Origin of the sequence: Amycolatopsis bullii (genome assembly GCF_014654205.1) — a bacterium.
GTDB lineage: Bacteria > Actinomycetota > Actinomycetes > Mycobacteriales > Pseudonocardiaceae > Amycolatopsis > Amycolatopsis plumensis.
On sequence record NZ_BNAW01000013.1, the window covers coordinates 1 to 25769 of the forward strand.

Consider the following 25769-nt stretch of genomic DNA (forward strand, 5'->3'; position numbering starts at 1 on the left):
AGTGCGGCGGAACTCGACGCCGCGAAGGCGGCCCTCGACGCGTCGGCCAAGGCGGACCCCGCCCCGGCCGCGGTCAGCGGCTGGCGCGCCGATCCGCGGGCCGGCAGCGTCGTGGTCACCGTGCGGCCGGGGGCGCGCGGCGCCGACGTCGACGCCTTCCTGGCCCGGGCGGCCAAGGCGGGCCCGGTCACGGTGGCCACTGCACCGGCCGCGGAGCCGTTCTCGGCCGGGACCGTCGGCGGCGACCCGTACTACATCAACGGCAACACCCGCTGCTCGATCGGCTTCTCGGTGCAGGGCGGCTTCGTCAGCGCCGGGCACTGCGGCGGCACGGGCAGCTCGGTCGTCGGCTGGGACGGCTCGTGGATGGGCACCTTCGCCGGTTCCTCCTTCCCCGGCAACGACTACTCGTTCATCCGCATCGGCGGCGGCTGGTGGACCGCACCGGTCGTGCTCGGCTGGGGCACGGTGAGCGACGCGCTCGTCCGCGGCTCGTGGGTCGCGCCGGTCGGCACGTCGGTGTGCCGCTCGGGCTCGACCACGCACTGGCACTGCGGCACGGTGCTCGGGCAGAACGAGACCGTCAACTACGCCCAGGGCGCGGTCTACCAGATGACCCGCACCAACGTCTGCGCCGAGCCCGGCGACTCCGGCGGGTCGTTCATCACCGGCGACCAGGCCCAGGGCGTCACCTCCGGCGGCTGGGGCAACTGCGGCTCCGGCGGTGAGACCTGGTTCCAGCCGGTCAACGAGATCCTGCAGACCTACGGCCTCTCGCTCGTGACGGCGTAGGCGATCCGGCGGCGGCCGATGAATCCGGCGGCCGCCGCCGGTAGGTACCGGTGCGGCCGCGCCACCGGGGCGCGGCGAAGAGGCACCGGGAGCGATTATGAGCGTGATCGTCGTCGAGTTCACCACCCTGGACGGCGTCGTCGAGGACCCCGACGGGTCCGGCGGCACGGCCACCGGCGGCTGGGCGTTCCGCCACGGCCCGGAGGCGGTGGCCGGGGACAAGTTCCGGCTCGGGTCCCTGCTCGACACCGGCGTCCTCCTGTTCGGCCGGAAGACGTGGGAGCTGTTCGCGAAGCTCTGGCCGGGCCGCTCGGGCGAGTTCCCCGACCGCCTCAACGCCGCGGCGAAGCTGGTCGCGTCGCGAACCCTCCACGACGTGTCCGCGTGGCAGAACTCCGTGCTGCTGCAGGGAGATCTCGCCGGTGCGGTCGAGCGGGAAGAACGGGACGTCATCGTCATCGGCTCCGTCGGGGTCGCGCAGGAGCTGGCCCGCCACGGCCTCGTCGAGGAGTACCGCCTGCTCGTCTTCCCGAGTGTCGTGGGGGCGGGCAGGCGGCTGTTCGACGGCGTCGAGGCCCCCGTGGACTTCGACCTGGCCGCCACCACCCGGGTCGGGCCGGCGATCCTCAGCACCTACCGGAAGCGCTAGCTTCGCAGGAGGACCGGCAGCGGGTACCTCAGGAGGCGACGGTGAAGCGGGTCCGGTGGTGCCGCGGGTGTTCCGCCTCGTCGAGCAGGGCGATCGCGAAGTCCTCCATCGAGATCGCCGAGCGGCCGTCGGCGTCGGTGAGCAGGTCGTCGCGGCCGAGGCGGTAGTGGCCGGTGCGCTCGCCGGGCTCCAGGAGCAGGGGCGGGCTGGCGTAGGTCCAGTCGACGGCGGTGTCGGCGCGGTAGACGTCGTGCTGGGCCACGCAGGCCGCCGCGATCGGCCGCAGTTCGGCGGGGAAGCCCGGCGCGTCGAGCACCGTCGTCCCGCCGGGGGTGCGCAGGCCGGCGGCCCCGCCGACGGCGAGCAGCCGCACGCCGGTTCCGGCCAGCCCCTTCAGCAGGCTCCGGGTGGTTTCGACGAGCTCGGGTTCGCGGCCCGGGGCCGGGCGGGTCGCGGTGATCACGAGGTCCTGGCCGCGGGCGAGGGAGGCGACGTCGCCGGGGTCCGCGGCGTCGCCCGTGCGCACGGTGACCTCCGGTGGCAGGTCCGCGGCGCGGCGGGGGTCGCGCACGACGGCGGTGACCTCGTGGCCGCGGGCGAGGGCTTCGGCGACGACCCGGCGGCCGACGGCGCCGGCGGCGCCGAACACGGTGATGCGCATGGAACTCCTTCGATCGATTGCTTAGCGCTAAGAATCATAGCTTAGAACTAAGGAACTCTGGTCGAAGGGTTCGCCCGGATGACGCGGTGATGCCCCGGGACTTGGCTTCGGGGAAAGGTCGGATCCGGGGGCATCACCGCCCGCGGGACGGCTGACACGGTGTCCTGCGGTGGACCCACCCTACGAACCGGCGGTGCCCCTGACCAGGGCCTCGATGCGGTGTCGAAGGTTTGTCGCCCGGTCGGTCACCGGGTCTACCGAGAGTGGGTCACGGTGAGCGTTTCCCCGGTCCCGGGCTCGTCCGGCGGGCGGTCGGCGTGGCGGTGGACGATCTTCCACTCGCCGTTCTCCCGCCGGTACACGTGGGTGGCGCGCAGGGTGTACGTCGTGGGCCGGCCGTTGATCGACACCGTGTTGTGCTCGAAGCCGATGGTGTAGGCGAGGTCGCCGCTCGCGCCGGCCGCGACGACCTCGAAGCGGTAGTCGCTCGAGTCCGCGAACTGCGCCGCGACCCGCTTGAACGCTTCGCCGACTTCGGCCCAGCCGGTGCGGATCGGCAGCCAGGCCCCGAACAGGCTCACCGGGTCGGCCTGCGACCACAGCGCGGCGCGCGGCTCCGGGTCGCCGTCGTGGATGGCTCGTTCGGCGGCGGTCTGCCGCGGCAGCATGTCGGCCAGGAAGGCCTCGGTTTGCGTGGGCATGACAACTCCAATACAGTCGTGCTGTTTTCAATACAGTGAGGATGTATCCGATGAGCGGGCCCGTCAAGCGCCAGTACGACTCGAGTCGCCGCCGGGAGCAGGCGAGGGAGACCCGGCGGCGGATCCTCGGCGCGGCGCACGAGCTGTTCGTCACGCGCGGTTACGGCCGGACGACCATCGCGGACGTCGCCGCCGAAGCCGGTGTGGCCCCCGAGACGGTCTACGCGGCGTTCAAGAACAAGCCCGCGCTGCTGCACCGGGTCTGGGACGTCGCCGTGGGCGGCGACGACCGGGACGTCCCGCTGCTGGAGCGCCCCGAACTGCGCGCCGTGCTCGCCGAACCCGACCTGCGGGCCCGGTTCGCCGCGCTGGCCGTGTTCAACACCGCGGCCATGCGGCGGACCGCGCGGCTGCACCTGGCGGTGCGCGGAGCCGCGGCGAGTGAGCCCGCGGCGGCGGCGATGCTGGAGGAGATCGACCGCCAGCGGCTGGCGGCGATGGCCGAGCACGCCCGGGCCGCCGCGGGCACCGGGCAGCTGGCGGTGCCCGAAGACGAGTGCCGGGACGTGCTGTGGTCCACGACGGACGGCACGCTGTGGCACCAGCTCGTCGAGCGCCGCGAGTGGTCCGACGAGAGGTACGCGGCCTGGCTCGGCCGGCTGTGGGCGGCGGCCCTGCTGCCTTGACCGCCCGCAGGGGCGCGCTTACCCTTAAGTTGAAACTTCAACCGATTCGCGCGCAGCACGGAGCCCCGATGTCGATCTTCCGCCTGAACCACGCCGTGCTCTACGTCCGGGACCTGGCCGAAAGCGTGGCGTTCTACCGGGACGTGCTCGGCTTCGGGTACATCGACGGCGGTGACGCGCACCGGGGCGCGGCGTTCCTGCGGGCGCCCGGGTCGGTCAACGACCACGACCTCGGCCTCTTCGAAATCGGCGCGGACGCCGCGGATTCCGGGGCCGGGCGGACCTCGGTGGGCCTCTACCACCTCGCGTGGGAGGTCGACACCCTCGGCGACCTCGAGCGGCTCGCCGCCCGGCTCACCGAAGCGGGCGCGCTGGTCGGCTCGTCCGACCACGGAACCACGAAGTCCTTGTACGCCAAGGATCCCAGCGGGCTGGAGTTCGAGGTCGTCTGGATCATCCCCCGCGACCTGCTGACCGAAGAGGACCGGGCGAAGAGCGCGTCGACCGGTCGTCTCGACCTCGCGGCGGAACTGGCGAAGTACGGTCCCGACGCGCGCAGCGGCGTCGGGATCTCCCGTCCCTCCTAGACCGTGGCGCTCGCCCGCGTCGGCTCGGCGGCCCGCTGCCGGACCGAAAGGTTGCCCAGCGCGAAGCGGCCCGGGCCGACGAACGCGACCAGCAGCAGTGACCAGCAGAACAACGCGGCCGCTTCGCCGCCGTTCTGGATCGGGAACAGGCCGGTCGGCAGGTGGACGACGAAGTAGGCGTAGGCCATCGAGCCGGAGCCGAGGATGGCGGCCACCCGGGTGCCGAGGCCGACGCAGACGAGCACGCCGCACACGAGCTGGATGACCGCGGCCCACCAGCCGGGCCACGCGCCGACGGGGGCGGCGGACTTCGCGCCGAACAGGCCGAAGAGCGTCTTGAGGCCGTGGCAGGCGAACAGGAAGCCGATGACGATGCGGTAGAGCCCGACGACGTGTTCGCGGGCTGGGTCCAGGCGATGCATGGTGCCTCCGGGGAGCGGGAGAGGGGGCGGCATCGAACCGGCCGGCGGTGCGGCCGGCCGCGTGCGAATTGCGAGTCACCCAGATATACCGCTCGTGGAGAGTTGCCACAAGCGGCAAATGTCGTGTAAGCGGGTTTCGAAAACGTTTACTCGCTGGTCGCCCTGGCGCTACAACCTTGTGGGGCAAGGGAAAGCCGCCGTACGGGTGATCTTCGCCCAGTGGTCCAGACCGCCAGATAATCGCGGCCGATCTTTCGCGATTATTTTCGAGTCTTTCGATGTGGCTGCTTAACGGGCGACTTAACAAAATGGGTGGACCCGAATGCCGTATTCGGCGCGGCCGAATGAGGTGTTGATTTCGGGTTGGTGGCCTGGACGAACATGTTCGTGCCGAACGTGCTCGTGACGAACATGTTCGCTATAGTGGGGGCATGACTCCGGGAAGCACGTACAACCGCCGGGAGCGCCCGGCGAAGCCCGCGTTGACGCGCGAGGGGATCGTGGCGGCCGCCGTCGCGGTGATGCGCGCCGAAGGCGTCGAGCGCGTCACCATGCGCCGGCTGGCGAAGGAACTCGACACCGGGCCCGCCTCCCTCTACGTCTACGTCAAGGACACCGACGAACTGCACGCCGCGGTGCTCGACGAACTGCTCGCCGAGGTCGCCTTGGACGGCGAGGGGGACTGGCGCGACCGCCTGTGGGCGGTGCTGGACTCCTACCGGTCGGTGCTGTTCGCGCACCCCAGCCTGGCCAGGGTCGCCCTGGTCACCCGGCTGAGCGGTCCGCACTACCTGGCGCTCGTCGAGGCGGTGCTGGCCCGGCTCGACGAGGGCGGCATGGCACCGGGGCAGGCCGCGTGGGCGGTCGACGTCCTGCTGCTGACCGCCACCGCGGCGGCCGCCGAACACGGCAGCCGCCGGGAACGGCCCGGCGCCGCCCGCGAACACGAGGCGCTGACGGAGTCCTTGGCCGGCGTCTCTCCGTCGACGCACCCGCACATCGCCGCGCTGGCCACCGACCTGGTGTCCGGCCCCGGCCCCGCCCGCGCGAGGTGGGCGTTCGACGCGCTGCTGAACGGCGCGCTCGCCACCCCGCGCCCCGTACCCGAGGAGACGTCATGACCCCTTCCATCACCATCGTCGGCGGCGGACTGGGCGGCCTCACGCTGGCCCGGATCCTGCACACCCGCGGGATTTCTTCGACCGTCTGCGAACTCGAAACCTCGCCGGCCGCCCGCGACCAGGGCGGCACGCTCGACCTGCACGAGGAGTCCGGCCAGCGCGCGCTGGCCGAAGCCGGGCTGACGGCACAGTTCCGCGCCGTCGTCCGCGAGGAGGGCGAGGCACTGCGCATCATCGACCGCCACGGCACGGTCCGGTTCGAGGAAGCCGACGGCGACGGGACGCGGCCGGAGATCGACCGCGGCGAGCTCAAACGCATCCTGGCCGGGTCGCTGCCGGAGGGTGTGGTCCGCTGGGGTGCCAAGGTGGCCACGGTGGCGCCGGGGCGGCTCACCCTGGCCACCGGCGAAGTCGTCGAGTCGGATCTGGTGGTCGGTGCCGACGGCGCCTGGTCGAAGGTCCGGCCGCTGCTCTCGGACGGCGTGCCGCGCTACTCGGGACTGTCCTTCGTGGAAGCTCACCTGTCCGATGTGGACACGCGGCACCCGGCCGTGGCGGCGCTGGTGGGCCGGGGGTCGATGTTCGCGCTCGCGGAAGGGAAGGGGCTGATCGCCCAGCGCACCGGCGGCGGCCGGATCCGCGTGTACGCGGCGGTTCGGACCGCCGACGCCGGGGCGGTCACCGAGCTGGCCGACCGGGACCGGCTGCTCGAGGTCTTCGCCGGCTTCGCCGACGGCCTGCGGGCGCTCCTCGCAGACAGCGAGGGTGCCCTGATCCCGCGGCCGATCCACGCCCTGCCGGTCGGCCACCGCTGGGCCCGGGTGCCGGGCGTGACGCTCCTCGGCGACGCCGCCCACCTCATGTCGCCCTTCGCCGGCGAGGGCGCGAACCTCGCCATGCTCGACGCCGCCGAGCTGGCCCTCGCCCTGGCGGACCACGACGACGTCGAAAGCGCTCTTTCGGCCTACGAGATCGCGATGTTCCCCCGGGCGGAAGCAGCCGCCCGGGATTCGGCGGACAACCTCGAAGCCTGTTTCGCCGCCGGCGCGCCCGACGCGATGGTCGAGCAGATGACGCGCTTCGCCGCCCAGCACTGACCGGACTGATTCCCTGACGGAAGGAAAACCCGTGGACTTCGACCTCCTCGACACCGGCGGCGGCGACCGCGCCGTGCTCGTCCTGCACGGCGGCGCCGGACCGCGCAGCGTCACCCCGATCGCCGAGCACTTCGCGCCGCGCGCCCGCGTGCTGGCCCCGACGCACCCCGGCTGGTCGGGCACCCCGCGCCCGGACGCGTTCACCGGCGTCGACGACCTCGCCCTGGCCTACCTCGACCTCCTCGACGACGAAGACCTCGCGGACGTCGTCGTGGTGGGCAGTTCCTTCGGCGGCTGGGTCGCGGCCGAACTGGTGGTGCGGGACCGCGGGCGGCGCGTCGGCCGGCTCGTCCTGCTCGACGCGATCGGCCCGGAGATCCCGGGGCACCCGGTGCGGCTGCCGCAGCCACCGCCCGGCGTGCCCGGCCCGGACCCGGCCGACCTGGCCGCGCTGCGGACCTACGCCGGCCCTGACCTGGCCGACCCGAAGCTGCTGCGCCGCCTCGCGCGGGTCCGGACCCCGGCCCTGCTGATCTGGGGTGAAGACGACGTCGTCGTCCCGCCGGCGTTCGGCAAGGCCTACGCGGCCGCATTCGCCGACGCCCGGTTCGAGGTGGTGCCGGGCGCCGGGCACCAGCCGGCGCTGCAGGCGCCGGACCGGACGTTCGACTTGATCGACGAGTTCCTCGGTTAGCTTGAGGTGCCACCCCCTAAGGTGGCTCCATGGTGGACGAAGAAGTCGTCTCGGAGCGCATCCGGCAGATCGCCGCCACCCTCGAGGGCCGCGCGGGCGAACTCACCGGTGAACTGGTCCAGCTGTACGCCACCGATCTGCCGCAGCTGGTCAACGACGACGAGCGCATGGTGAGCCTGCTGTCGGCGAGCGTGTACCAGAACATCGAGACCGCGCTGCAGATCTTCCGGCACGGCATCGATCCGGCCGGTATCGAGCCGCCGGCCGCGGCGATCGAGTACGCGCGCCGGCTGGCGCAGCGCGGCACCCCGGTGTTCGACCTGATCCGTGCGTACGACCTCGGGCAGGCCGCGATGCTCGACTTCGGGTTCCAGGAGTGCACCCGGCTGGTCGACGACGCCGCGCTGCTCGGCGCCATGATGCGCCGGCTGCTGCGGGTCGCCTACGAGTTCATCACCCGGGTGGTGCGCCAGCTCGTCGGCGTCTACCAGGACGAACGCGACCGCTGGCTGCTCAACCGCAGTGCCGCGCGGGCGGCGAAGGTGGCGGACCTGCTCGACGGCAACGGCGGCCCGCCCGACGTCGACGCGGCCGAGGCGGTGATCGGCTACCGCCTGCGCGGCACGCACGTCGGCATGATCGTCTGGCACGCGTCGGAGGCCTTCGTCGACGACGCCCTGTCGTTGCTGGAGTCGGTCGCGGGCGCGGTGTTCGAGCGCGTCCGCGGGCAGGGCCGTCCGCTGTTCGTGCCGCGGGACGAGGCCAGCGCCTGGGTGTGGCTCCCGCTCGCCCCGGGCGCGACGATCGGCCGGGAACACCTCGACGCGGCGCTCGCCGAGGCCGAAGCCGGCGTGCGGGTGACCGTCGGCGACCCGGGCACCGGGGTCGCCGGCTTCCGCGACACCCACCAGCAGGCCCGCCGGGTGCACGCGCTGGCGCTCGCCGCCGGCGAGCACTGCGACCGCGCGCTGACCTTCCGGGAGGTCGGCACGGTGGCGCTGATGACGAGCGACCTGAACGCGGCCCGCCTGTGGGTGGCGAGCACGCTCGGGCCACTGGCCGCCGACGACGAGAACGGCGGCCGGCTGCGCGAGACGCTCCGGGTGTTCCTCTCCTCCGGCGGCAGCTACACCGCGGCGGCCGCCGAGCTGACCATGCACAAGAACTCCGTGCAGTACCGCGTCCGCAAGGCACAGGAACTGCTCCCGCGCGGCCTCGGCGAAGGGCGGCTGGACGTCGAGCTGGCGCTGGCCCTGTGCCGCCGGCTGGGCTCGGCGGTGCTGTCCCCGGCGTGACTTTGGTGCCCGGGACCACCGGGACCCAAGATCGTTGGGTCGTCGACACGAAGCCCGGGCCTTGATCTTCGCTTACCGTGCTCGCATGGGTGAAAACGGTGGAATGCTCGCATTGGTGCGGCTACGCCGAGGCGTCGTCGGCGAGAGCAGACGCGTGTGCCACCTGATCCCCGTGCCTGCCGGACCGGTGCCGGAGCACCTGACCGCCCTGTGCGGCGAGTCGATCTTCCCGGGGGAAGCCGAAGTGCTGGACGGGCTGCGCGGCATGCCGTGTCACGCCTGCCTGATGCGGAACGCGCCGTCGGCACCGGGCTTGCTGGCCAACGCGGGCTGAGCTCACCGCGGGACCCCGCCGCGCGCCGCCGTGGCAGGATGGCGTGATCATGGTGATCGACGACGAGCCGGTGGTGGTGCTGCTGGCCCACCCGCGGCCCGGCAGCTTCAACCACGCACTCGCCGACCGGGTCGTCGCCGCGCTGACCGCCGCCGGCCGTCCGGTGCGGTTCCACGACCTGTACGCCGAAGGCTTCGACCCGGTCCTGACCGCGGAGGAGGCCTACACCAGCGGAACGCGGGCGGAGGAGTTCCTCGCCGCCGAACCGGATCCGCTGGTGCGGCGGCACCGGGAAGAACTGGCCACCGCGGGCGGTCTCGTCGCGATCCACCCGAACTGGTGGGGCAAACCACCGGCGATCCTCAGCGGCTGGCTCGACCGGATCCTCGTGCCCGGCGTGGCCTACCGCCTCGACGACGCCGGCGGCGCTCCCGAGTCGCTGCTGTCCCTGCGGCGGCTGCTGGTGGTCAACACCTCGGACACCACCGCGGAGCGGGAGCGCACGCTGTTCGGCGATCCCCTGGACGCGATCTGGCGGCGCTGCCTCGCGCCCTACCTCGGGGAGCCGGAGGTGGGCCGGCTGGTGCTGCGGGTGGTGGCCGACGCCGACGCGGCGCAGCGGGCCGCGTGGCTCGGCGACGTCGAGGCGGAAGTGCGCCGGCTCTTCGGCTAGCTTCCCCGGAGGGCGTCGAGGACGAGCTTCGCCGCCTGCGCGATGAGCCGGTCGTCGTGGTCGGCGTTCTCGGCCTGGCGGCTGGACATCACCGCCAGCACGATCGGCGCCCGCCCCGGCGGCCAGACGACGGCGATGTCGTTGCGGGTGGCGTAACTGCCGGTGCCGGTCTTGTCGGCGACGGCCCAGCCCGCGGGCGCGCCGGCCCGGATCAGGGCCGCGCCGGTTGTGTTGGCGCGCATCATGTCGGTCAGCACGGTCTGCTTTTCGGGGGGCAGCGCGGAGCCGATGGCGAAGGCACGCAGGCTGCCGGCCATCGCGCGCGGGGTGCTCGTGTCCCGGACGTCGCCCGGGGCGAGGTCGTTGAGGCCGGGTTCGATCCGGTCGACGTGGGTGGTCGTGTCGCCGATCCCGCGCAGCGCGGCGGCCAGCCCTGCCGGGCCGCCGAGCTCCCGGAACAGCAGGTTCGCGGCCGTGTTGTCGCTGTAGCGCAGTGCCGCGTCGATCGCGTCGCGCACCGGGAGGCCGGTGGCGACGTGCTTTTCGGTGACGGGGGAGTTCGGTTGGAGGTCGGCGCGGGTGTAGGTGAGGTTCTTCGCGAGCCCGTCGAGGCTGGTGCGCTGCAGGACGGCCGCGGCGGAGAACGCTTTGTGCGTCGAGGCGTAGCCGAAGCGCTCGTCGGCGCGGTGGGCGATCTCCCGGCCGGAACCGGTGTCGAGGGCGTACACGCCGAGGCGGGCGTCGAAGCTGCGTTCGAGCGGGGCGAAGTCCGGCTGCGGGGCCGGGGTGGTCGCTGCCGCCGACGTCGTCGGCGGGGCCGGTGCCGGCGCTTGTGCGGCGCACGCGGTGAGCGGGACGGAGGCCAGCACGGCGAGCACGGCCCGGCGGGCTCGAGGGAACGGCACGGGGACTTCCTTCCGGATCTTGAGCGTCCTCCGCAGTCTCACGACGTTCGTTCATGCTGTCCAAGACGGAAGTGCACTCTTCGATGCGGATTCGGCATAAGATGAGCTCGTGGACCTGGTCGGCGGCTGCAGGGCGTTCGTGAGCGTGAGCGAAACGGGGAGCTTCACGGCGGGCGCGGCCCTCGCGCGGATCCCGCAGCCGGTCGCCAGCCGGCGCATCGCCGCGCTGGAACGGCACTTCGGGGAGCGGCTCTTCGATCGCTCCACCCGCCGGGCGCGGCTCACGCCGTTCGGCCGGGACGTGCTGCCTTCGGCGCGGCGGCTCGTGCAGCTGGCCGAGGCGATGGAACACGACGCGAAGCGCGCCCGGCTGCGGCCGGTCCGGGTGGCCGTGCCCGCGACCTGCGGGGTGCGGGAGCTCGCCGGGCTCGCCGCCGAAGCCCGGGCGCTGGAGGTCCACCTCGAGTTCCGTGCGGCGGGGCCGGGTGAGCGGGCCGAGCTCGTCCGCACGAGCGAGGTGCGGGCCGCGCTCACCGCGGTCCCGGCCGAGGAAGCCGTGTGGTCGGTGCCGCTGGGGGTGGCCGCGGTGGACCTCGGGCCGAGCCGGGTCGTGCACCTGGAGACGCTGCGGACGGGCCGGTCCGCCGGCGTGCGGCGGCGGGTCTGGATCCAGCCGGAGGACGACGTCCCGCACGTGCGCGACCGGGTGCTGCGGGTGCGGGACGCGGTGGGCCTGTCCCCGGCACAGGTGTCGGTGGCCGATTCGTTCACCGCGGCGGCCGCGGAGGTGTTCGCCTCGGCGGATCTGCTGCTGTGCTCGGTGGCGCAGGCCGAGGAGCTGGGGTTGTCGTGGCGGCCGATCGGCGAGCTCGGCCTGGCGCGCGGCTTCGGTGTCGCGGCGGCGCTGGCCGAGGACGCGGACCGGCTGCGGACGACCCTGCACGCCGCGGTCGGGCGCTGCCTCGGAGCGGGCCGGTGATGGCCGCCGACGGCGTGGCGCGCCGGCTCGCGGCCCCGGGGGCCGGCCGGTGATGGCCGAGGCGCTGGTCCGCGACTTGCGCGCGGAACTCGACGAAGGTGGCCTGCGTGGCTCGTTCCTGGTCCGCGACCTGCGATCGGGCGCCGAGCTCGGGATCGACCCGGACCGCGAATACCCGATGGCGTCCCTGGTCAAGGTCCCGCTGGCGGCGGCGACCCTCGAGCGCATCCGCCGCGGCGAACTCGACGCGGCGACCCAGCTGGAGGTGGCGCCCGGCCGGGTTACCACCCCCGGGCCGACCGGCCTGACCCGCTTCCACCACCCGGCCCGGGTGGCCCTCGGCGACCTGCTCTACCTGAGCACGTCCCTGAGCGACGGAACGGCCGCGGACGTCCTGTTCGGACTGACGCCGCCCGCGGAGGTCACGCGGATGCTGGGGGAGTGGGGACTGGGCGGGATCGCGGTGCGTCACCTCCTGCGCGACCTCGTCGAGACCCCGGCCGAGCGGTTCGACCCGGGCGAGGCGGACCTGGCCCACGCGCTCGCGATCGGCGCGTCGACGGCCGGCCGGGGCCACCGCCTCCCGCAGCTCGACGTCACGCGCGCGAACTCGGCGTCGGCGCGGGCGCTGCTCTCGCTGCTGCAGGCGCTGTGGACACCGTCGAAGATCGACCGGTCGGTGGCCGGCGGCGTGCGCGAGCTGATGGCGAACAACCTGATCCGCCACCGCTTGACGCCCGACTTCGCTTCCGACGCGGCCCGGTGGTCGTCGAAGACGGGAACGCTGCTGAACCTGCGGCACGAGATGGGCGTGGTCGAGCACGCGGACGGCGGCGTGTTCGCGGTGGTGGCGCTGACGGAGTCGAGGGTGCCGGCGGTCCTCCAGCCCGAGGCGGAGGTCCTGATGGCCCGGGTGGCCCGAGCCCTGCGCGACAAGGTGCGCGGAGGCTGAGAAAACCGCTTGGGCGGCCGGGATCGGCGACTTACGCTCCGGCGGTGTCCTTCACCAGACCCGAACCGCCGTACTACGCGGTGATCATCACGAGCACCTTGGCCGCGGACAACCTGGACGGTTACGCGGAGATGGACGCGCGGATGGGCGAGCTCGGCCGCGCCCAGCCGGGCTACCTGGGCCGCGAGTCGAAAACGGACCCGGACGGCCACGAGCTGACGGTGCTGTACTACCGCGACGCCGAGTCCATCGCGGCGTGGAAGCGGCACCCGGAGCACCGGGAGGCCCAGCGCCGGGGGCGGGAGGAGTGGTACGCGGGGTACCACATCGAGGTGGCCCGGGTGGAGCGCGCGTACGGCTTCGAGCGGGAGTAAAGGAGCCTGGCGCCCGGCCGCTCGCTCAGGTCTGGCGGCTGGAGCGGCTCGCGGCACCCACCCGCCCGGAGCAGACCGGTCCGCGGCACCCGGCCACCGCCAGGCTCGCGGCCGGACCAGCGGAGCCTCGCCACCCGCGGCCACCCGCCCCAGCGCACAGCCTCAGGCCGGTGCCTCCACCCCGAACTCCACCTCCGCCGTCTCCACCGTCCCGGCGGTCCGCCCCGGCGCGGTCTGGTACTTCCAATACAGGTTCGTGTGCGCGATGACCTGCGCGGGCGGCGGGGCCCCGTACGCCGACAGATCCTCCGTCGAGTGCGCGTCCGACACCAGCGTCACGTCATACCCGCGGGCCAGCGCTCCGTGCAGCGTCGAGCGGATGCACGCGTCCGTCTGCGCGCCGGCCACCACCAGGGAACCGATTCCGCGGCTCGCCAGGACCTCCTCCAAATCCGTGTCCTCGAACGAGTCGCCGTACAACTTGTGCACCAGCGGCTCCGCTTCGCGGCGGACCAGCTCCGGCACGTACTCCCACGTCTGGCTGCCGCGCGGCAGCTCGTCGCTGCTGTGCTGGACCCACACCACCTCGGTGCCCGCCGCCCGGGCTTTGTCGACCAGCGTGACGAGGTTGGCGAGGACGGATTCGCGGTCGTGCGCCGTCTCCATCACGCCGTTCTGCACGTCGATGACGAGCAGCGCGGTGTGCGGACGGTCGGTCAATGTCGTCATGGCGTCACCCTAGCCAGCGGCACCGACAATTTCCGGAAGTAGCATGCGCCGCATGGACTACGGGATGCTCTTGCTCGGTGTCGTCGCGCTCGTCGCGGTCGTGGGACTGGCGTCGTCGGCCACGGACCGCAGGCTCGCCCGGGTCGATCGCCGCCTCGCGCGGGTGGAGCGGAAGCTCGACGCGATCGCCGGGCACCTCGGCGTCGCCACCGACGAGCCGGAACTCGCCGAGGTGGCCGAGCTGCTGCGGCAGGGCAAGAAGATCCAGGCGATCAAGGCCTACCGCGAGCGCACCGGCGCGGACCTCAAAGAAGCCCGCGACGCCGTGGAGCGGCTGGCCTAAGGTGCCCCGCCGATGTGCTTGGCGGACACCGCTTCCCACACCGCGTCGAAGTTCTCGTAGCGGTCGGTGTCCGGCAGCCCGCCGAGCGAGCCGAGCACGGAGTCGCCGCCGCCCGCCGCGGCCGCCCGGCGCAGGAGCTCGTCGCGGCCGCACGGGTACTCGGTCTCGGCCAGGTGCTGTTCCAGGCTGGTCCGGTCGTGCATCGCCCACCTCCTGATCGTTCTCCGCCTCGCTTACCCGTGGCGGCCGGAGCGGAAACTCACCCCACGACGATCGTGTGCTCCGACCGCGGCTCGAGGGAGCCGATCACCGGGTGGCCCGGCAGCTCCCCGGCCACCAGCAGGCCACCGGATGTCTGCGCGTCCGCCAGCAGCAACGCCTCCTCTTCCGGGATCCGGGACAGGTCCGCGTGCGGGCGAACCCAGTCGAGGTTCCGCCGGGTGCCGCCGCTGACGTACCCGTCGCGCAACGCCTCCCGCGCACCCTCGAGGTACGGGACCGCCGCCGGATCCACCCGGGCCGTCACGCCGCTCGCGCGCGCCAGCTTGTGCAGGTGCCCCAGCAGGCCGAAGCCCGTCACGTCGGTCGCGCACACCGCCCCGGCGGCCAGCGCGGCCCGGGACGCCGGCGCGTTCAGCGTCGTCATCGCGTCGATCGCCTGCTCGAACCGTTCGCCGGTGGCCTTGTGCCGCGAGTTCAGCACCCCGATGCCGAGCGGCTTCGTCAACGTCAGCGGCAGGCCCGCCCGGCCCGCGTCGTTGCGCAGCAGCCGCGACGGATCCGCGACGCCGGTCACCGCGAGGCCGTACTTCGGCTCCGGGTCGTCGATGCTGTGCCCGCCGGCCAGGTGGCAGCCGGCCTCGCCGCAGACGTCGAGGCCGCCGCGCAGCACTTCGGCGGCCAGTTCGAACGGCAGCGTTTCGCGCGGCCAGCCGAGCAGGTTCACCGCGACCACCGGCGTGCCGCCCATGGCGTAGACGTCGGAGAGCGCGTTGGCCGCGGCGATCCGGCCCCAGTCGTAGGCGTCGTCGACCACCGGGGTGAAGAAGTCCGTGGTGGCGATCAGCGCGGTGTCCCCGGAGATGCGGACCGCGGCCGCGTCGTCGCCGGTGTCGAGGCCCACGAGCAGCTCGCCCGGCGGCGAAACGGGCGCGGCGCCGGTCAGGCCGGCCACGGCCGCTTCCAGTTCGCCCGGCGGGATCTTGCACGCGCAGCCACCGCCGTGCGCGTACTGCGTCAGTCGGAAACCCACCGGTTCATCCTGCCTGCCGGGCGCGGACTTGGCAGGATGGCAGCCATGGTGCAGGGAGGCGTATCCGGCCTGGTGACCGGCGCGGTCTTCAAAACCGTCGAACGGCAGGTACTGCCGCTGGCGGGTTCGATTCCCGTCCGCCTCCGCCATGCCTGACCCGCGCCGCGCGATCCCGCGGACCGACGCGGTCCTGGCCGAGCCCCGGATCGCCAAGGCCGCCGGGACGCTCGGCCGGGACCTGGTGAAAGCGGTGGTCAACGACGTCCAGCGGGCCGCGCGAGCGGGTGAGATCGCCCCGGAAGCCGTCGCCGACGCGGTGCTCGAGCGGCTCCCGGCGAGCGCGTCCTCGCTGCGGCCGGTGCTCAACGCGACCGGCGTCGTCGTGCACACCAACCTCGGCCGGGCCCCGCTTTCGGCCGCCGCGCTCGAGGCCGTCACCGCGGCCGGCGGCGCCACCGACGTCGAGTTCGACCTCGCGACCGGCGACCGGGCCCGCCGGGGCCGAGGGGCCCTCGCGGCGCTGCAGGCGGCCGTCCCGGACGCCGGCGCGGTCCACGTCGTCAACAACAACGCGGCCGCCCTGCTGCTCTGCGCCCTGGCGCTGGCCCCGGGCCGCGAGATCGTCGTCAGCCGGGGCGAGCTGGTCGAGATCGGTGACGGCTTCCGCATCCCGGACCTCCTGGAGTCGGCCGGCGCGCGATTGCGCGAGGTCGGGACCACGAACCGGACGTCGGTCCGGGACTACGCCGCGGCGATCGGCCCGGACACCGGCTTCGTGCTCAAGGTCCACCCGTCCAACTACCGCGTCATCGGGTTCACCGCGGAGGCGGAGCTCGGCGAGCTGGCCGGGCTCGGCGTGCCGCTGGTCGCCGACATCGGCTCCGGCCTGCCGGCCCCGCACCCGCTCCTGCCGGGCGAGCCGGACGCGGCGAGCGCGCTGCGGGCGGGCGCCACGGTCGTCACCGCGAGCGGGGACAAGCTGCTGGGCGGCCCGCAGGCCGGGCTGCTCTTCGGCGAGAAGGACGTCGTCGAACGGCTGCGGCGGCACCCGGCCGCGCGGGCCCTGCGCGTCGACAAGCTGACCCTCGCCGCCCTCGAAGCGACGCTGCGCGGGCCGGTTCCGCCGGTGCGCGCCGCGCTCGAAGCGTCCGTCGAGGACCTGCGGCGCCGCGCCGACACCCTGGCCGGGAGCCTGCGGGACTTCGGCGCCGAAGCCGTCGCATCGACCGCGGCGGTCGGCGGCGGGGGCGCGCCCGGCGTCGAACTGCCCAGCGCCGCGGTCAGCCTGCCCGCGCGGTTCGCGGCGGCCCTGCGCACGGGCGATCCGCCGGTCGTCGGCCGGGTCGTGCGCGACCGCTGCCTGCTGGACCTGCGGACCGTGCGGCCGGAAGAGGACGCGCAACTGCGGGAAGCCGTCCGCCGATGCGGGTGATCGTCACCGCCGGGCACGTCGACCACGGGAAGTCCACGCTCGTGCGGCGGCTGACCGGGATGGAGCCGGACCGGTGGGCGGAGGAACGCCGTCGCGGCCTCACCATCGACCTCGGCTTCGCGTGGACCCGGATCGGCGAGGAGGACGTCGCCTTCGTCGACGTGCCGGGCCACGAGCGGTTCGTGCCGAACATGCTCGCCGGCGCGGGACCGGCCCCGGCGGTGCTGTTCGTCGTCGCCGCGGACGAGGGCTGGATGCCGCAGTCGGCCGAGCACCTGGCGGCGCTGGACGCGTTCGGGGTCCGCCGCGGCCTGCTGGTCGTCACCAAGGCCGACCGCGCCGACCCGGCCGCCGCGGCCGCCCTCGCGCGGCGGGAGATCGCCGCGACCTCGCTGGGGGAGGTCCCGAGCGTCGCCGTCAGCGGGACCACGGGTGCGGGCCTCGACCGCCTGCGCGCGGCGATCGGGGACCTCACCGCCCGGCTGCCGTCACCCGATCCGGACGCCGACGTCCGGCTGTGGATCGACCGGGCCTTCACGGTCTCGGGGGCCGGCACGGTCGTCACGGGCACCTTGGCCGCCGGCACGATCGCCGCGGGCGACGAGCTCCTGCTGGGGTCGGCGCGGGTGAAGGTCCGCGCCCTGCAGGCGCTCGGCGAACCCCGCGACCGCGTCGGCGCCGTCGCCCGGGTCGCGGTGAACCTGCGCGGCACCGCACGGGGCGACGTCGGCCGCGGCGACGTCCTGCTCACCCCGGGCCGGTGGCGCACCACGGCCGAGTTCGACGTCCGGCTGCGCGGCGCCGGGGCCGCGGACCTGCACCGCGAACTGGTGCTGCACCTGGGCACGGCGGCCGTGCCGGTGCGCGTCCGTCCACTCGGGACGGACACCGCGCGGCTCACCACGGCCACCCCGCTGCCGCTGCGCACCGGGGACCGCGGCCTGGTCCGCGATCCGGGCGAGCACCGGATCGCCGCCGGGTTCGACGTCCTCGACGTCGATCCGCCCGCGTTGTCCCGCCGGGGCGCGGCGCGGGCGCGTGGCCGCGAGCTGACCGAGCCCGACCTCGCGCGGGTTTACCTGCGCCGCAAGGGTTTCGTGCCTGCTGCGGACTTCGCGGCAATGGGCCTGCGTCCGGTGGGGGAGCGGCTGGGCGAGTGGTGCGCGGACGAGGAACGGCTGACGGAGCTGCGTGCACAGGCGGCCTCGGTGGTGAGGGCGTGGGACAGCACGGCGGCGGGCGTGCCGGTGGAGGCGTTGCGTCAGCGGCTCGGACTGCCTGCGGCGGAGCTGGTCGTCCCCGTGGTGCGGGGCACCGGCTTCGAGGTGGCGGGCGGGCTGGTCCGCCGTCCCGGCGCCGGGCTCGCTCCGGCGGTGGAGAAGGCGCTGGGGGTGGTGGCGAAACGGCTCGCGGAGCACCCGTTCCGCGCGCCGGAAGCGGACGAACTACGGGCACTGGGCCTCGGCCGCCGCGAGCTGGCGGCCGCGGTCCGCCTGGGCCGGCTGACGGTGGTCGCCGACGGGGTGGTGCTGGGGGCGGACGTGGAGAAGCGAGCGGTGGAGGAGCTGTGCCGCCTGCCGCAGCCGTTCACGGTTTCGGAGGCCCGGAAGGCTCTCGACAGCACCCGCCGGGTGATGATCCCCCTGCTGGAGCGCCTCGACGCCGCTGGGCTGACCGAGCCTCTGGGCGACGGGACCCGCCGCACGACAGGCTAGGACTTCGCGGCAGCGCCGGGCATCCGCCGGTGCTGCGGCTCGGCCTAACGCGGCTGTTCCCCGACGAGCGACTGCGTCCCGATGACGCCCAGCAGGGCCAGCCGGTCGGCCGCGTCGGTGCCCGGCTCGGCCGAGTAGACCATGAGCCGCAGGTCGCTGCCCGCGACGCTGAGGACGTCGCAGTCCAGGGTCAGCGGGCCGACGTCCGGGTGGTCGATGGTCTTGCGGGCGGACTCGTGCTGTCCGACGGCCCCCGATTCCCACAGCTCGGCGAACCGCGGGCTGTGCCGCCGGAGGTCGGCGACGAGCGCTCGGAGCTCCGGGTCGTCGGGGTAATGGCCCGCGGTCCGGCGCAGGTCGGCGACCAGCGCCGCCTGCAGCGCGTCGCGGGACTCCGGGGTGTCGCGCACCCGGGTGTTCGGGCTCAGGAAAGTGCGCCGGACGCCGTTGAGGTCGTGCCCTTCCCCCATGAGGGCGGTGTAGAGCGAGTTGACCAGGAGCTGGTTCCAGGCCGCGTCGAAGACGGCGACGGGGGTGCCGTCGAGCCGGTCCAGCATGCGGTGGACGCCGGGCGGGATGTGCCGCGGGACCGTGCCGGGCCCCGGGGGCGCGAGGCCGGCCAGCCGGAACAAGTGTGTCCGTTCGTCCCGGGTGAGGCGCAGCGCGCGGGCCAGCGCCTCGACGACCTGCGCGGACGGGCTGGTGGCGCGGCCCTGCTCGAGCCGGATGACGTAGTCGGCGGAGATGCCGGCCAGCTGGGCCAGCTCCTCGCGGCGCAACCCGGCGGCGCGACGGCGGCTGCCCGCGGGCAGGCCGGCGGCCTGGGGTGAGACGCGGTCGCGCCAGTGGCGCAGCGCCGTGCCGAGTGCGGTGTTCGCCATGCCCTCGATTGTGCAAGCACGGCGGCCCGTTGTCCTGGTACTGCCGGTCCCAGGAAAACCGGACCACTTCCCGCACCCGGCGGACCGGCCGATCGTGGTGGCAGATCCCGCGAAAGGAACGAAACCGTGAACCAGCTCGCTCTCGTCACCGGCGCCACCTCCGGCATCGGCCGGGCCTTCGCCGAACGCCTCGCCGCGGACGGCTACGACCTGATCGTCACCGGCCGCCGCGAAGACCGCCTCGCCGAGTTCGCCGCCGCCCACCCGGACGTCCGGGTCCGCACGGTGGCCGCCGACCTGTCCACCGACGACGGCATCGACACCCTCGCCGCCCTCTGCGCGGCCGAGCCGTTGACCATGCTCGTCAACAACGCCGGTGTCGCCCACTACATGCCGCTGGCGCAGCTGCCCGCCGCCAAGGCCGGCGAGCTCGTCCACGTCAAGGTCGGCGCGCCCACCATGCTCACCCGCGCGGCGGTCGGGGGCATGCAGGAACGCGGCGGGGGGAGGATCGTCAACGTGGCCGGGATGATCGCGTTCAGCGGCCCTGCCGACGCTTCCGTGCTGCCCCGCCGGGCCGTCTACGCCGGCTCCCTGGCCTATCTCGTCGCCCTGTCCCAGACCCTGAACGCCGAGCTCGAGGGCACCGGTGTCCGGGTGCAGGTGCTGTGCCCGGGCGTCGTCGCCAGCGAGTTCCACGAGCGCCAGGGCCTGGACCTCAGCGCGGTGCCCCGCATGGCCGCCGCCGACGTCGTCACCGCGTCCCTGCGTGGTTTCGAGCTCGGCGAAGTGGTGACCGCGCCCGGTGTCGAGGAGGCGGGCCTGCTCGACGCCGTCTTCCGGGCCGACCTGGCCGCCTTCGGGGGCCAGAGCCCGGAACTCGCCTCCCGCTACCGCTGAATCCCGCCGAAGAACTCGCCCAGCGCGGCGGCGAGGGCCTCGGGGTTCTCCTCGGCCACGTGGTGCCCGGAGGCGATCGCGTGCCCGCGCAGGTCGGTCGTCCACGGCCGCCAGACGGCCAGGACGTCGCCGTAGAGGTCTTCCATGTCGTCGTCGCTGGACCAGAGCACCAGGGCGGGGCAGGTGATCCGCCGCCCGGCGGCGCGGTCGGCGTCGTCGTGGGCACGGTCGACACCCAGGCCCGCGCGGTAGTCCTCGAGCATCGCGGTGACCGTGGCCGGGTCGTGGATCGCGCGATGGAAGTCGGCGAAGTTCTCCGCGCCGAGCCGCTCGGGGGTGTTCCTCGTGGCGACGTCGTACCAGGCGCCGGGGTCGGCGGTGATCACCCGCTCGGGTTTTTCCGGCTGGGCGAAGAAGAACCAGTGGTACCACTCGCGCGCGAACCGCGCGTCGCAGCGGTCCAGGGCCTCGGCGATCGGGACGGCGTCGAGGATCGCCGCGCCGCGGACGACGCCGGGGTGGTCGAGCGCCAGGCGCGTGGCCACGTAGGCGCCGCGATCGTGACCGGCCACGAAGAACCGCTCGTGGCCGAGGTGGCGCATCAGCGCGACGCAGTCCGCCGCCATCGCGCGCTTGCTGTAGGGCGTGTGGTTTTCGTCGGTCGGCGGCTTGGTGGATTCGCCGTAGCCGCGGGTGTCCGGGCAGACGACGGTGAACCGCTCGGCGAGCCGCGGGGCGACGCGGTACCACGTCGTGTGCGTCCGCGGATGGCCGTGCACCAGCAGGACCGGCGGCCCCGAGCCGCCGTGGCGGACCCGCAGCGTCACGTCACCGACGTCGACGCGCTCCAGCGTGAAGCCCTCGAACACGTCCTGCCCCCAGACATGAGCCCGCTGCCGCGCCCCGGCGTCCGGGGCGCGGCAGCGGAACACGGGTCACTTCTTGTCCGTGACGCCCTTCACGGCGTCCTTGATCTTCTCGCCGGCCTGCTTGAGCGAGCCCTTGGCCTGCTCGGACTTGCCCTCGGCCTGCCACTGCTCGTTGTCGGTGGCGTCGCCGACGGCTTCCTTGGCCCGGCCCTTGAGCTCTTCGCCCTTGTTTTCCAGCTTGTCGTTCATCAGGGTGCACCTTCCGTCGCGGCGACATTTCCGGATCGGCCAGTCGCCAAAAGGGCCTCGATCCAGGGTTACCCACTGGTTCGAAAGCTACACATCGGCCGGCAGGTGCCCGCCCGTCCGCTCGATCCGCTGGATCGCCGGCTCGGCGAGGACGCCGTGCACGATCACCGACACCGCGACGGCGAGCGCGCCGACCCGCCACAGGACGTCCTGCTGCGGCACCGGAAGCCGGTTGAGCGTGTAGGCCAGGTAGTAGATCGTGCCGATGCCGCGGACGCCGAAGAACGCGATCGCCGCGGTGGCGGGGCGTCCGGGCGACGGCGCCCCGAGCAGGGACAGCCAGGCCACCAGCGGCCGGACCACCAGCACGGCGATGACGGCGAGCACGACTTCGAGGGGCTGCAGCCCGCGCAGCAGGCCGTCGCCGATGGCCAGGCCCAGCCCCAGCAGGGCGAGCGGGACGAACAGCCGTTCCAGCTGGTGGCCGAAGGCGTGCAGGACGCCGTGGTACTCGTGCTCGCGTTCCTGCGTGCGCACCGCGACCGCCGCGACGAACACGGCGACGAACCCGTTGCCGTGGACCACTTCCGACAAGGCGTAGGGCACGAACGCGAGCGCGAGCAGGACCAGCCCGTCGGCGTACTCGGCCAGCCGCAACCGGTCCGATGGCGTCCGGAAGATCGCCCAGCCGAGCAGCCGTCCGGTGACCAGGCCGGCCACGACGCCGATGACCAGCGGCAGCAGCAGGTCCACCAGTACCCACGACAGGTCCATCCGGGGCTGCCCGCTCGCCAGGGCCAGGCCGAGCACGATGAACGGCATGGCGAGGCCGTCGTTGAGCCCGGCTTCGGTCGTCAGCGTGAAGCGGATTTCGTTGTTGCGGGCCAGTTCCGGCTCGACGTCGGGGTGCGGGATGCCGATGTCGCCCGCCAGCACCGGGTCGGTCGGCGCCAGTGCCGCGGCCAGCAGCAGCGCGACGCCGGGGGCGAGCGCGAGCCACCAGTGGCCGAGCAGGGCGATCGCGAGGATCGACACCGGCATGGTGATGGCGAGCAGCCGCCAGGTCGAGCCCCACCTCTTCAGGCCGAACGAGCGGTCGACGGACAGCCCCGCCCCGGCGAGCGCCACGAGCATGCCCAGCTGGGCGAAGGATTCCACGCCGTCCAGGTGGGCGGCCGGGTCGCTCCAGCCGTTGCCGTAGGGCTCGGGCAGCGGCAGCATCCCGAGCACGATCCCGGCCACGAGCATCACCAGCGGCACCGAGAACGGCCGGTCGGCCACCAGCTTCGGCACGATGGCCGCGGCGAGCGCGAGCACGCCGGCCACTCCGAACAACACCGTCAACGACGACAACGAACTCCTCCTGCGCACTCGTTCCCGCGCCACTGCGATCGGCCGGGTACCCGGGAGCCGGGTAGCGTGGCAGGAAGAGGCGCGCCGCGGCCCGGATTCCCGGCGCGCGAGCGGCGAAACCGATGAGGAGGCCGCGGTGACGGCGACGAACGGGGCGGGTGCGCCGTGCCGGTTCTGCGGCAGGCGGCGCGACCCCCGGGTGCCCGGCCGGAACGGGCCGATCTGCGTGGACTGCGTGCGGGCCGGCCTGCGGGTGGTGCGCGACGGCGCGGACCGGGAGAGCGGCGCGGGTGACGTGCTGGCGGCGGTGACGTCGCCGCTGGCCGCGGTCTGCGACTTCTGCGGCCGCCGGGAGCGCCGGACGTTCCTCGGGCTCCGGCGCCCGCTGCTGCGGGTGGACTGTGCCGCGCGGGACGCGGTGATCTGCGTCGACTGCCTGGACCACGCCGGGGACGTGCTGAACGTCGCCCTGCGCGGCTGAAGGCGTTTCCGGGCCGGCACCCGCGGGTAACCGGGCGCCATGACGTCCACTCGGGAACACCGCACGCACCCGGAGGCCGCTTCGGTGGCCGAAACCCTGCGTGTCGCGCTCGAAGTGGCCCTGCCCACGCTGGCCGGCGGGGTGATCAAGCGCCGTCCCGCGATGATGGCGGTGGCCGGGAAGCTGCAGTTCGACCGCCGGGCCGTGCGGCTGCTGCGCCGGCTGCGCGACCGCCACCACGGGCACCCGCTGAAGCTGCGCGTGCCCGGCCGGTCCGTCGGGCTGGCTCTGTCCGGCGCGGACGTGAAGCGGCTGCTGGCCGGCGCGCCGACGCCGTTCAGTCCGTCCACAGTGGAGAAACGCGCCGCGCTGGGCCACTTCCAGCCGCACGGCGTCCTGATCTCGGACGCGGCCGAGCGGACGGCTCGCCGCCGGTTCACCGAAGCCGTGCTCCAGCCCGGCCGTCCGCTGCACGAGCTGGCGGCACCGTTCGCCCGGGCCATCGCCGAGGAAGCGGCCGTGCTGCCGCAGTCGGCGACGCTCGACTGGGACACCTTCAACGTGACGTGGTGGTGCCTGGTCCGGCGCGTGGTGCTCGGCTCGGCCGCCCGGGACGACACGACGCTCACCGACCAGCTCGAACGCCTGCGCCTCGATGCGAACTGGGCGTACGCGCACCCCAAGCGCAAGCAGCTGCGCGAGGAGTTCCGGCGCCGCCTGGCCGAGCACCTGAAGCGCGCCGAGCCGGGCAGCCTCGCCGCCGTGATCGCCGCCGAAGACGCTGCCGACGCCCCCGATCAGGTGGCCCACTGGCTGTTCGCGTTCGACGCGGCCGGCATGGCGACGTACCGGACGCTGGCGCTGCTGGCGAGCCACCCGGCGGAGCTGGAGCGCGCCCGCTCGGAGCTGGACGGCCTCGACCTCACCGAGCCCCACCAGCTGAGCTACCTGCGCGCGTGCGTGCTGGACGCGGTCCGGCTGTGGCCGACCACCCCGATGATCCTGCGGGAGACGACCGAAGAGACGTCCTGGGGCCCGGCGGGAACGACGGTGCTGATCTTCACGCCGTTCTTCCACCGGGACCCGGACCTGCCCTACGCGGACCGGTTCGAGCCGGACCTCTGGCTCGACGGCCGGGCGGCGGAGAACCCCGCCCTGGTCCCGTTCAGCGCGGGCCCGGCGATCTGCCCGGGCCGGGACCTGGTCCGGTTCTGCGCGAGCACGATGCTGGCGAACCTGCTGCGCGAGCACCGGTACGAGCAGGCGTCGGGACCGGTGCTGTCCCCGGAACGCCCGCTGCCGGCGACCCTGGACAACTTCCACCTGAAGCTCAAGCCGGTCGGCTGAGCCGGTTCCGCCGCACCCGGACCACCACGACGACGCCCGCGACGCCCAGCAGCACCAGCGCGATCGGCAGCGCCGTCGGCAGCCAGGGCCAGGCGTCACCTTCGAACACGATCCCGTCGGTGGGCAGTTCCAGCACCTTCGCCGTCCACTGCGCGGTCGCCACGTCGGTGTGGCGGGACAGCCCGCTCACCGCGGTGTCGTAGGGGAAGCCCGGCCGGTCGTGGACGTACTCGGGGGCCGGCGCGCCGGGTGGCGGCGTGATCCCGCGCGTCGCGCCGGGGACGAGCAGCCGGTCGAGCCGCGCCGAGGCGAGGGCCGCGCGGGGCAGGAACGTCAGCCCGTGCCGGGACCGGATCGGGCCGCCGTCGATGCCGACCGCGAGGGTGCGCGAGGACAGCGACTGGCCTTCGGTGTCGAACACCGACGCGAGTTCGACCTCGCCGACGCCGTTCGCGAGCAGCACGCCGATCTCGTCGGGGTGCCAGCGGAACCCGGCGTTGACGATCGCGGCCGCGTCCGGCAGCCCGGCCGGCGCGTGCACGGGCACCGCGGTGCCGTAGCGGTGCCAGCCGATGGCCGCCGCGGCGTCGGCCGCCACCGCGGGCCCGGCCAGGCGCTCGACCCAGTGGAGCGTGCCGTCGATGCCGGAGAGGATCCCGGCGGTGGTCACGACGTTCCCGTCGTCGACGAACCGCTCTCCGCGCACCCACCGCACCGCCGGGTACTCGGCGGCCCAGGCGTCGACCTTCAGCCAGTGCGCGGTGGCCGGCCGTCCGTCGAGCAACCCGGCGGAGGCGAGCACCGCGCCGCCGTTGCAGACGCTCAGCAGCTTCGAGCCGTGGGCGGCCTGCTCCCGCAGCCACCCGGTCACCGGCTGGGTGGTGGGCTCGCCGACGTCCGGGAACGCGGGCACGACGACGAGGTCCGGCGCGGCCCCGCCGAGCCGGGCGGCCAGGCCGGCGAAATCGAGGTCGGGCACCACGTCGAGGCCGCCGGTCAGCGGCTTCGGCTCGCGGTGCGACGCCACCGTGTAGACGTTGAACCGGCCGGTCGCGGCCAGGATCTCGTAGGGGGCCAGCGCGTCGGAGACGACGGCTCCGCGGTCGCCGATGACGACCACCGCGGTCGGCTTGGCCGGGTCGTGGGCGACCGGGGCCGCGGCGGGGACGGGCCGTGCCGGGCCGGGGGCGTAGAGGGCGTCGAACGCTCCGAGCGCGGAGACGGTCGCGCCCACGGCGGGGACCACCAGCACGGCGATCACCGCGGCGAGGAGGAAGGCGATGCGCTTGAGCATGA

At 73.9% G+C, this 25769-nt stretch carries 31 protein-coding genes and 1 tRNA gene; 20 read left to right on the plus strand and 12 right to left on the minus strand.

From position 1 onward, the window contains the following. Both IE317_RS17035 and IE317_RS17040 read left to right on the plus strand, forming a co-directional pair. On the plus strand, positions 1–792 hold a 792-nt coding region (locus tag IE317_RS17035; RefSeq protein ID WP_191311154.1), incomplete at its 5' end, for a S1 family peptidase. Between the two features lie 97 nt (positions 793–889). Then, positions 890–1441, plus strand: a complete 552-nt coding sequence (locus tag IE317_RS17040) for a dihydrofolate reductase family protein (RefSeq protein WP_191311157.1) — start codon at positions 890–892, stop codon at positions 1439–1441. 28 nt (positions 1442–1469) lie between these two features. Here IE317_RS17040 and IE317_RS17045 read toward each other — a convergent pair whose 3' ends face one another. Together IE317_RS17045 and IE317_RS17050 are read right to left on the minus strand one after the other, a co-directional pair. Continuing rightward, entirely contained in the window at positions 1470–2102 is a 633-nt protein-coding gene (locus tag IE317_RS17045; RefSeq protein ID WP_191311159.1) for an NAD(P)-dependent oxidoreductase, read from the minus strand. A 254-nt stretch (positions 2103–2356) separates the two neighbouring features. Then, a complete protein-coding gene (locus IE317_RS17050; protein WP_191311161.1) occupies positions 2357–2803 on the minus strand; it encodes a YybH family protein in 447 nt (148 codons plus the stop codon). A 50-nt stretch (positions 2804–2853) separates the two neighbouring features. Here IE317_RS17050 and IE317_RS17055 point away from each other — a divergent pair, with 50 nt between their 5' ends. Then, the gene (locus tag IE317_RS17055; protein ID WP_191311163.1) at positions 2854–3489 is read left to right on the plus strand and encodes a TetR/AcrR family transcriptional regulator; all 636 of its coding nucleotides are present in this window, start codon (positions 2854–2856) and stop codon (positions 3487–3489) included. A 68-nt stretch (positions 3490–3557) separates the two neighbouring features. Then, positions 3558–4076, plus strand: a complete 519-nt coding sequence (locus IE317_RS17060) for a VOC family protein (protein ID WP_191311165.1) — start codon at positions 3558–3560, stop codon at positions 4074–4076. On the opposite strand, the gene IE317_RS17065 is transcribed toward IE317_RS17060, so the two are convergent. Beyond that, positions 4073–4498 carry a DoxX family protein gene (locus tag IE317_RS17065; RefSeq protein ID WP_191311167.1) on the minus strand — a complete coding sequence of 142 codons (426 nt, stop codon included), beginning with the start codon at positions 4496–4498 and terminating at the stop codon, positions 4073–4075. The genes IE317_RS17060 and IE317_RS17065 overlap by 4 nt on opposite strands. A gap of 431 nt (positions 4499–4929) precedes the next feature. Here IE317_RS17065 and IE317_RS17070 point away from each other — a divergent pair, with 431 nt between their 5' ends. From IE317_RS17070 to IE317_RS17095, 6 genes are all read left to right on the plus strand, one after another. Next, on the plus strand, positions 4930–5619 hold the full coding sequence (locus IE317_RS17070) for a TetR/AcrR family transcriptional regulator (protein WP_191311169.1): 690 nt from the start codon (positions 4930–4932) through the stop codon (positions 5617–5619). Beyond that, on the plus strand, positions 5616–6716 hold the full coding sequence (locus IE317_RS17075) for an FAD-dependent oxidoreductase (RefSeq protein WP_191311171.1): 1101 nt from the start codon (positions 5616–5618) through the stop codon (positions 6714–6716). Before IE317_RS17070 ends, IE317_RS17075 begins: the two co-directional genes overlap by 4 nt. 31 nt (positions 6717–6747) lie before the next feature. After that, a complete protein-coding gene (locus IE317_RS17080; protein WP_191311173.1) occupies positions 6748–7410 on the plus strand; it encodes an alpha/beta fold hydrolase in 663 nt (220 codons plus the stop codon). A gap of 29 nt (positions 7411–7439) precedes the next feature. Continuing rightward, positions 7440–8705 carry a PucR family transcriptional regulator gene (locus tag IE317_RS17085; RefSeq protein ID WP_191311175.1) on the plus strand — a complete coding sequence of 422 codons (1266 nt, stop codon included), beginning with the start codon at positions 7440–7442 and terminating at the stop codon, positions 8703–8705. A gap of 103 nt (positions 8706–8808) precedes the next feature. Next, positions 8809–9039: a hypothetical protein gene (locus tag IE317_RS17090; RefSeq protein WP_191311359.1), complete on the plus strand. Its 231-nt coding sequence runs from the start codon at positions 8809–8811 to the stop codon at positions 9037–9039. A 49-nt stretch (positions 9040–9088) separates the two neighbouring features. Beyond that, positions 9089–9712 (plus strand): NAD(P)H-dependent oxidoreductase, encoded by a 624-nt coding sequence (locus IE317_RS17095; RefSeq protein ID WP_191311177.1) that lies wholly within the window; start codon positions 9089–9091, stop codon positions 9710–9712. Here IE317_RS17095 and bla read toward each other — a convergent pair. Then, positions 9709–10617 (minus strand): class A beta-lactamase, encoded by a 909-nt coding sequence (gene bla, locus IE317_RS17100; RefSeq protein WP_191311179.1) that lies wholly within the window; start codon positions 10615–10617, stop codon positions 9709–9711. The genes IE317_RS17095 and bla overlap by 4 nt on opposite strands. A 109-nt stretch (positions 10618–10726) precedes the next feature. Between bla and IE317_RS17105 the strand changes: the two genes are divergently transcribed. The 3 genes from IE317_RS17105 to IE317_RS17115 are packed head-to-tail and all read left to right on the plus strand — an operon-like array spanning position 10727 to position 12922. After that, complete coding sequence (locus IE317_RS17105; protein WP_191311181.1) at positions 10727–11596, plus strand: LysR family transcriptional regulator; 870 nt, start codon at positions 10727–10729, stop codon at positions 11594–11596. Between the two features lie 52 nt (positions 11597–11648). Continuing rightward, positions 11649–12548, plus strand: a complete 900-nt coding sequence (locus IE317_RS17110) for a serine hydrolase (RefSeq protein ID WP_191311183.1) — start codon at positions 11649–11651, stop codon at positions 12546–12548. 44 nt (positions 12549–12592) lie between these two features. Next, complete coding sequence (locus tag IE317_RS17115; protein ID WP_191311185.1) at positions 12593–12922, plus strand: antibiotic biosynthesis monooxygenase family protein; 330 nt, start codon at positions 12593–12595, stop codon at positions 12920–12922. A gap of 162 nt (positions 12923–13084) precedes the next feature. Here the strand turns inward: IE317_RS17115 and IE317_RS17120 are convergent, their stop codons facing one another. Next, the gene (locus tag IE317_RS17120; RefSeq protein ID WP_191311187.1) at positions 13085–13651 is read right to left on the minus strand and encodes a cysteine hydrolase family protein; all 567 of its coding nucleotides are present in this window, start codon (positions 13649–13651) and stop codon (positions 13085–13087) included. A gap of 52 nt (positions 13652–13703) precedes the next feature. Between IE317_RS17120 and IE317_RS17125 the strand changes: the two genes are divergently transcribed. Beyond that, the gene (locus tag IE317_RS17125; RefSeq protein ID WP_191311189.1) at positions 13704–13994 is read left to right on the plus strand and encodes a hypothetical protein; all 291 of its coding nucleotides are present in this window, start codon (positions 13704–13706) and stop codon (positions 13992–13994) included. Here the strand turns inward: IE317_RS17125 and IE317_RS17130 are convergent. After that, entirely contained in the window at positions 13991–14197 is a 207-nt protein-coding gene (locus tag IE317_RS17130; protein ID WP_191311191.1) for a DUF2795 domain-containing protein, read from the minus strand. The two genes, IE317_RS17125 and IE317_RS17130, sit on opposite strands and share 4 nt — an antisense overlap. Before the next feature lie 56 nt (positions 14198–14253). Continuing rightward, entirely contained in the window at positions 14254–15246 is a 993-nt protein-coding gene (selD, locus tag IE317_RS17135) for a selenide, water dikinase SelD (RefSeq protein WP_191311193.1), read from the minus strand. 54 nt (positions 15247–15300) lie between these two features. Between selD and IE317_RS17140 the strand changes: the two genes are divergently transcribed. The 3 genes from IE317_RS17140 to selB all read left to right on the plus strand — a co-directional run bounded on the left by IE317_RS17140 (position 15301) and on the right by selB (position 18393). Beyond that, a tRNA-Sec gene (locus IE317_RS17140) sits at positions 15301–15395 on the plus strand. Then, positions 15395–16678, plus strand: a complete 1284-nt coding sequence (gene selA, locus IE317_RS17145) for an L-seryl-tRNA(Sec) selenium transferase (protein WP_191311195.1) — start codon at positions 15395–15397, stop codon at positions 16676–16678. The genes IE317_RS17140 and selA overlap by 1 nt, the downstream gene beginning before the upstream one ends. Then, on the plus strand, positions 16669–18393 hold the full coding sequence (gene selB / locus IE317_RS17150) for a selenocysteine-specific translation elongation factor (RefSeq protein ID WP_191311197.1): 1725 nt from the start codon (positions 16669–16671) through the stop codon (positions 18391–18393). The genes selA and selB overlap by 10 nt, the downstream gene beginning before the upstream one ends. 44 nt (positions 18394–18437) lie before the next feature. Here selB and IE317_RS17155 read toward each other — a convergent pair whose 3' ends face one another. Next, the gene (locus IE317_RS17155) at positions 18438–19274 is read right to left on the minus strand and encodes a helix-turn-helix transcriptional regulator (protein ID WP_191311199.1); all 837 of its coding nucleotides are present in this window, start codon (positions 19272–19274) and stop codon (positions 18438–18440) included. A 126-nt stretch (positions 19275–19400) separates the two neighbouring features. Here IE317_RS17155 and IE317_RS17160 point away from each other — a divergent pair, with 126 nt between their 5' ends. Then, a complete protein-coding gene (locus IE317_RS17160) occupies positions 19401–20174 on the plus strand; it encodes an SDR family NAD(P)-dependent oxidoreductase (protein WP_191311201.1) in 774 nt (257 codons plus the stop codon). Here IE317_RS17160 and IE317_RS17165 read toward each other — a convergent pair. From IE317_RS17165 to IE317_RS17175, 3 genes are all read right to left on the minus strand, one after another. After that, positions 20165–21043, minus strand: coding sequence for an alpha/beta fold hydrolase (locus IE317_RS17165; protein WP_191311361.1), 879 nt, complete (start codon positions 21041–21043; stop codon positions 20165–20167). The genes IE317_RS17160 and IE317_RS17165 overlap by 10 nt on opposite strands. A gap of 66 nt (positions 21044–21109) precedes the next feature. Beyond that, entirely contained in the window at positions 21110–21292 is a 183-nt protein-coding gene (locus IE317_RS17170) for a CsbD family protein (RefSeq protein ID WP_013226939.1), read from the minus strand. A gap of 87 nt (positions 21293–21379) precedes the next feature. Beyond that, positions 21380–22645 (minus strand): cation:proton antiporter domain-containing protein, encoded by a 1266-nt coding sequence (locus IE317_RS17175; RefSeq protein ID WP_191311203.1) that lies wholly within the window; start codon positions 22643–22645, stop codon positions 21380–21382. 136 nt (positions 22646–22781) lie between these two features. Here IE317_RS17175 and IE317_RS17180 point away from each other — a divergent pair, with 136 nt between their 5' ends. Together IE317_RS17180 and IE317_RS17185 are read left to right on the plus strand one after the other, a co-directional pair. After that, positions 22782–23126 carry a hypothetical protein gene (locus tag IE317_RS17180; RefSeq protein ID WP_191311205.1) on the plus strand — a complete coding sequence of 115 codons (345 nt, stop codon included), beginning with the start codon at positions 22782–22784 and terminating at the stop codon, positions 23124–23126. A 39-nt stretch (positions 23127–23165) separates the two neighbouring features. Next, positions 23166–24473: a cytochrome P450 gene (locus IE317_RS17185; protein WP_191311207.1), complete on the plus strand. Its 1308-nt coding sequence runs from the start codon at positions 23166–23168 to the stop codon at positions 24471–24473. On the opposite strand, the gene IE317_RS17190 is transcribed toward IE317_RS17185, so the two are convergent. Further along, entirely contained in the window at positions 24457–25767 is a 1311-nt protein-coding gene (locus IE317_RS17190) for a DJ-1/PfpI family protein (protein WP_191311209.1), read from the minus strand. The genes IE317_RS17185 and IE317_RS17190 overlap by 17 nt on opposite strands. Between the last annotated feature and the right edge of the window lie 2 nt (positions 25768–25769).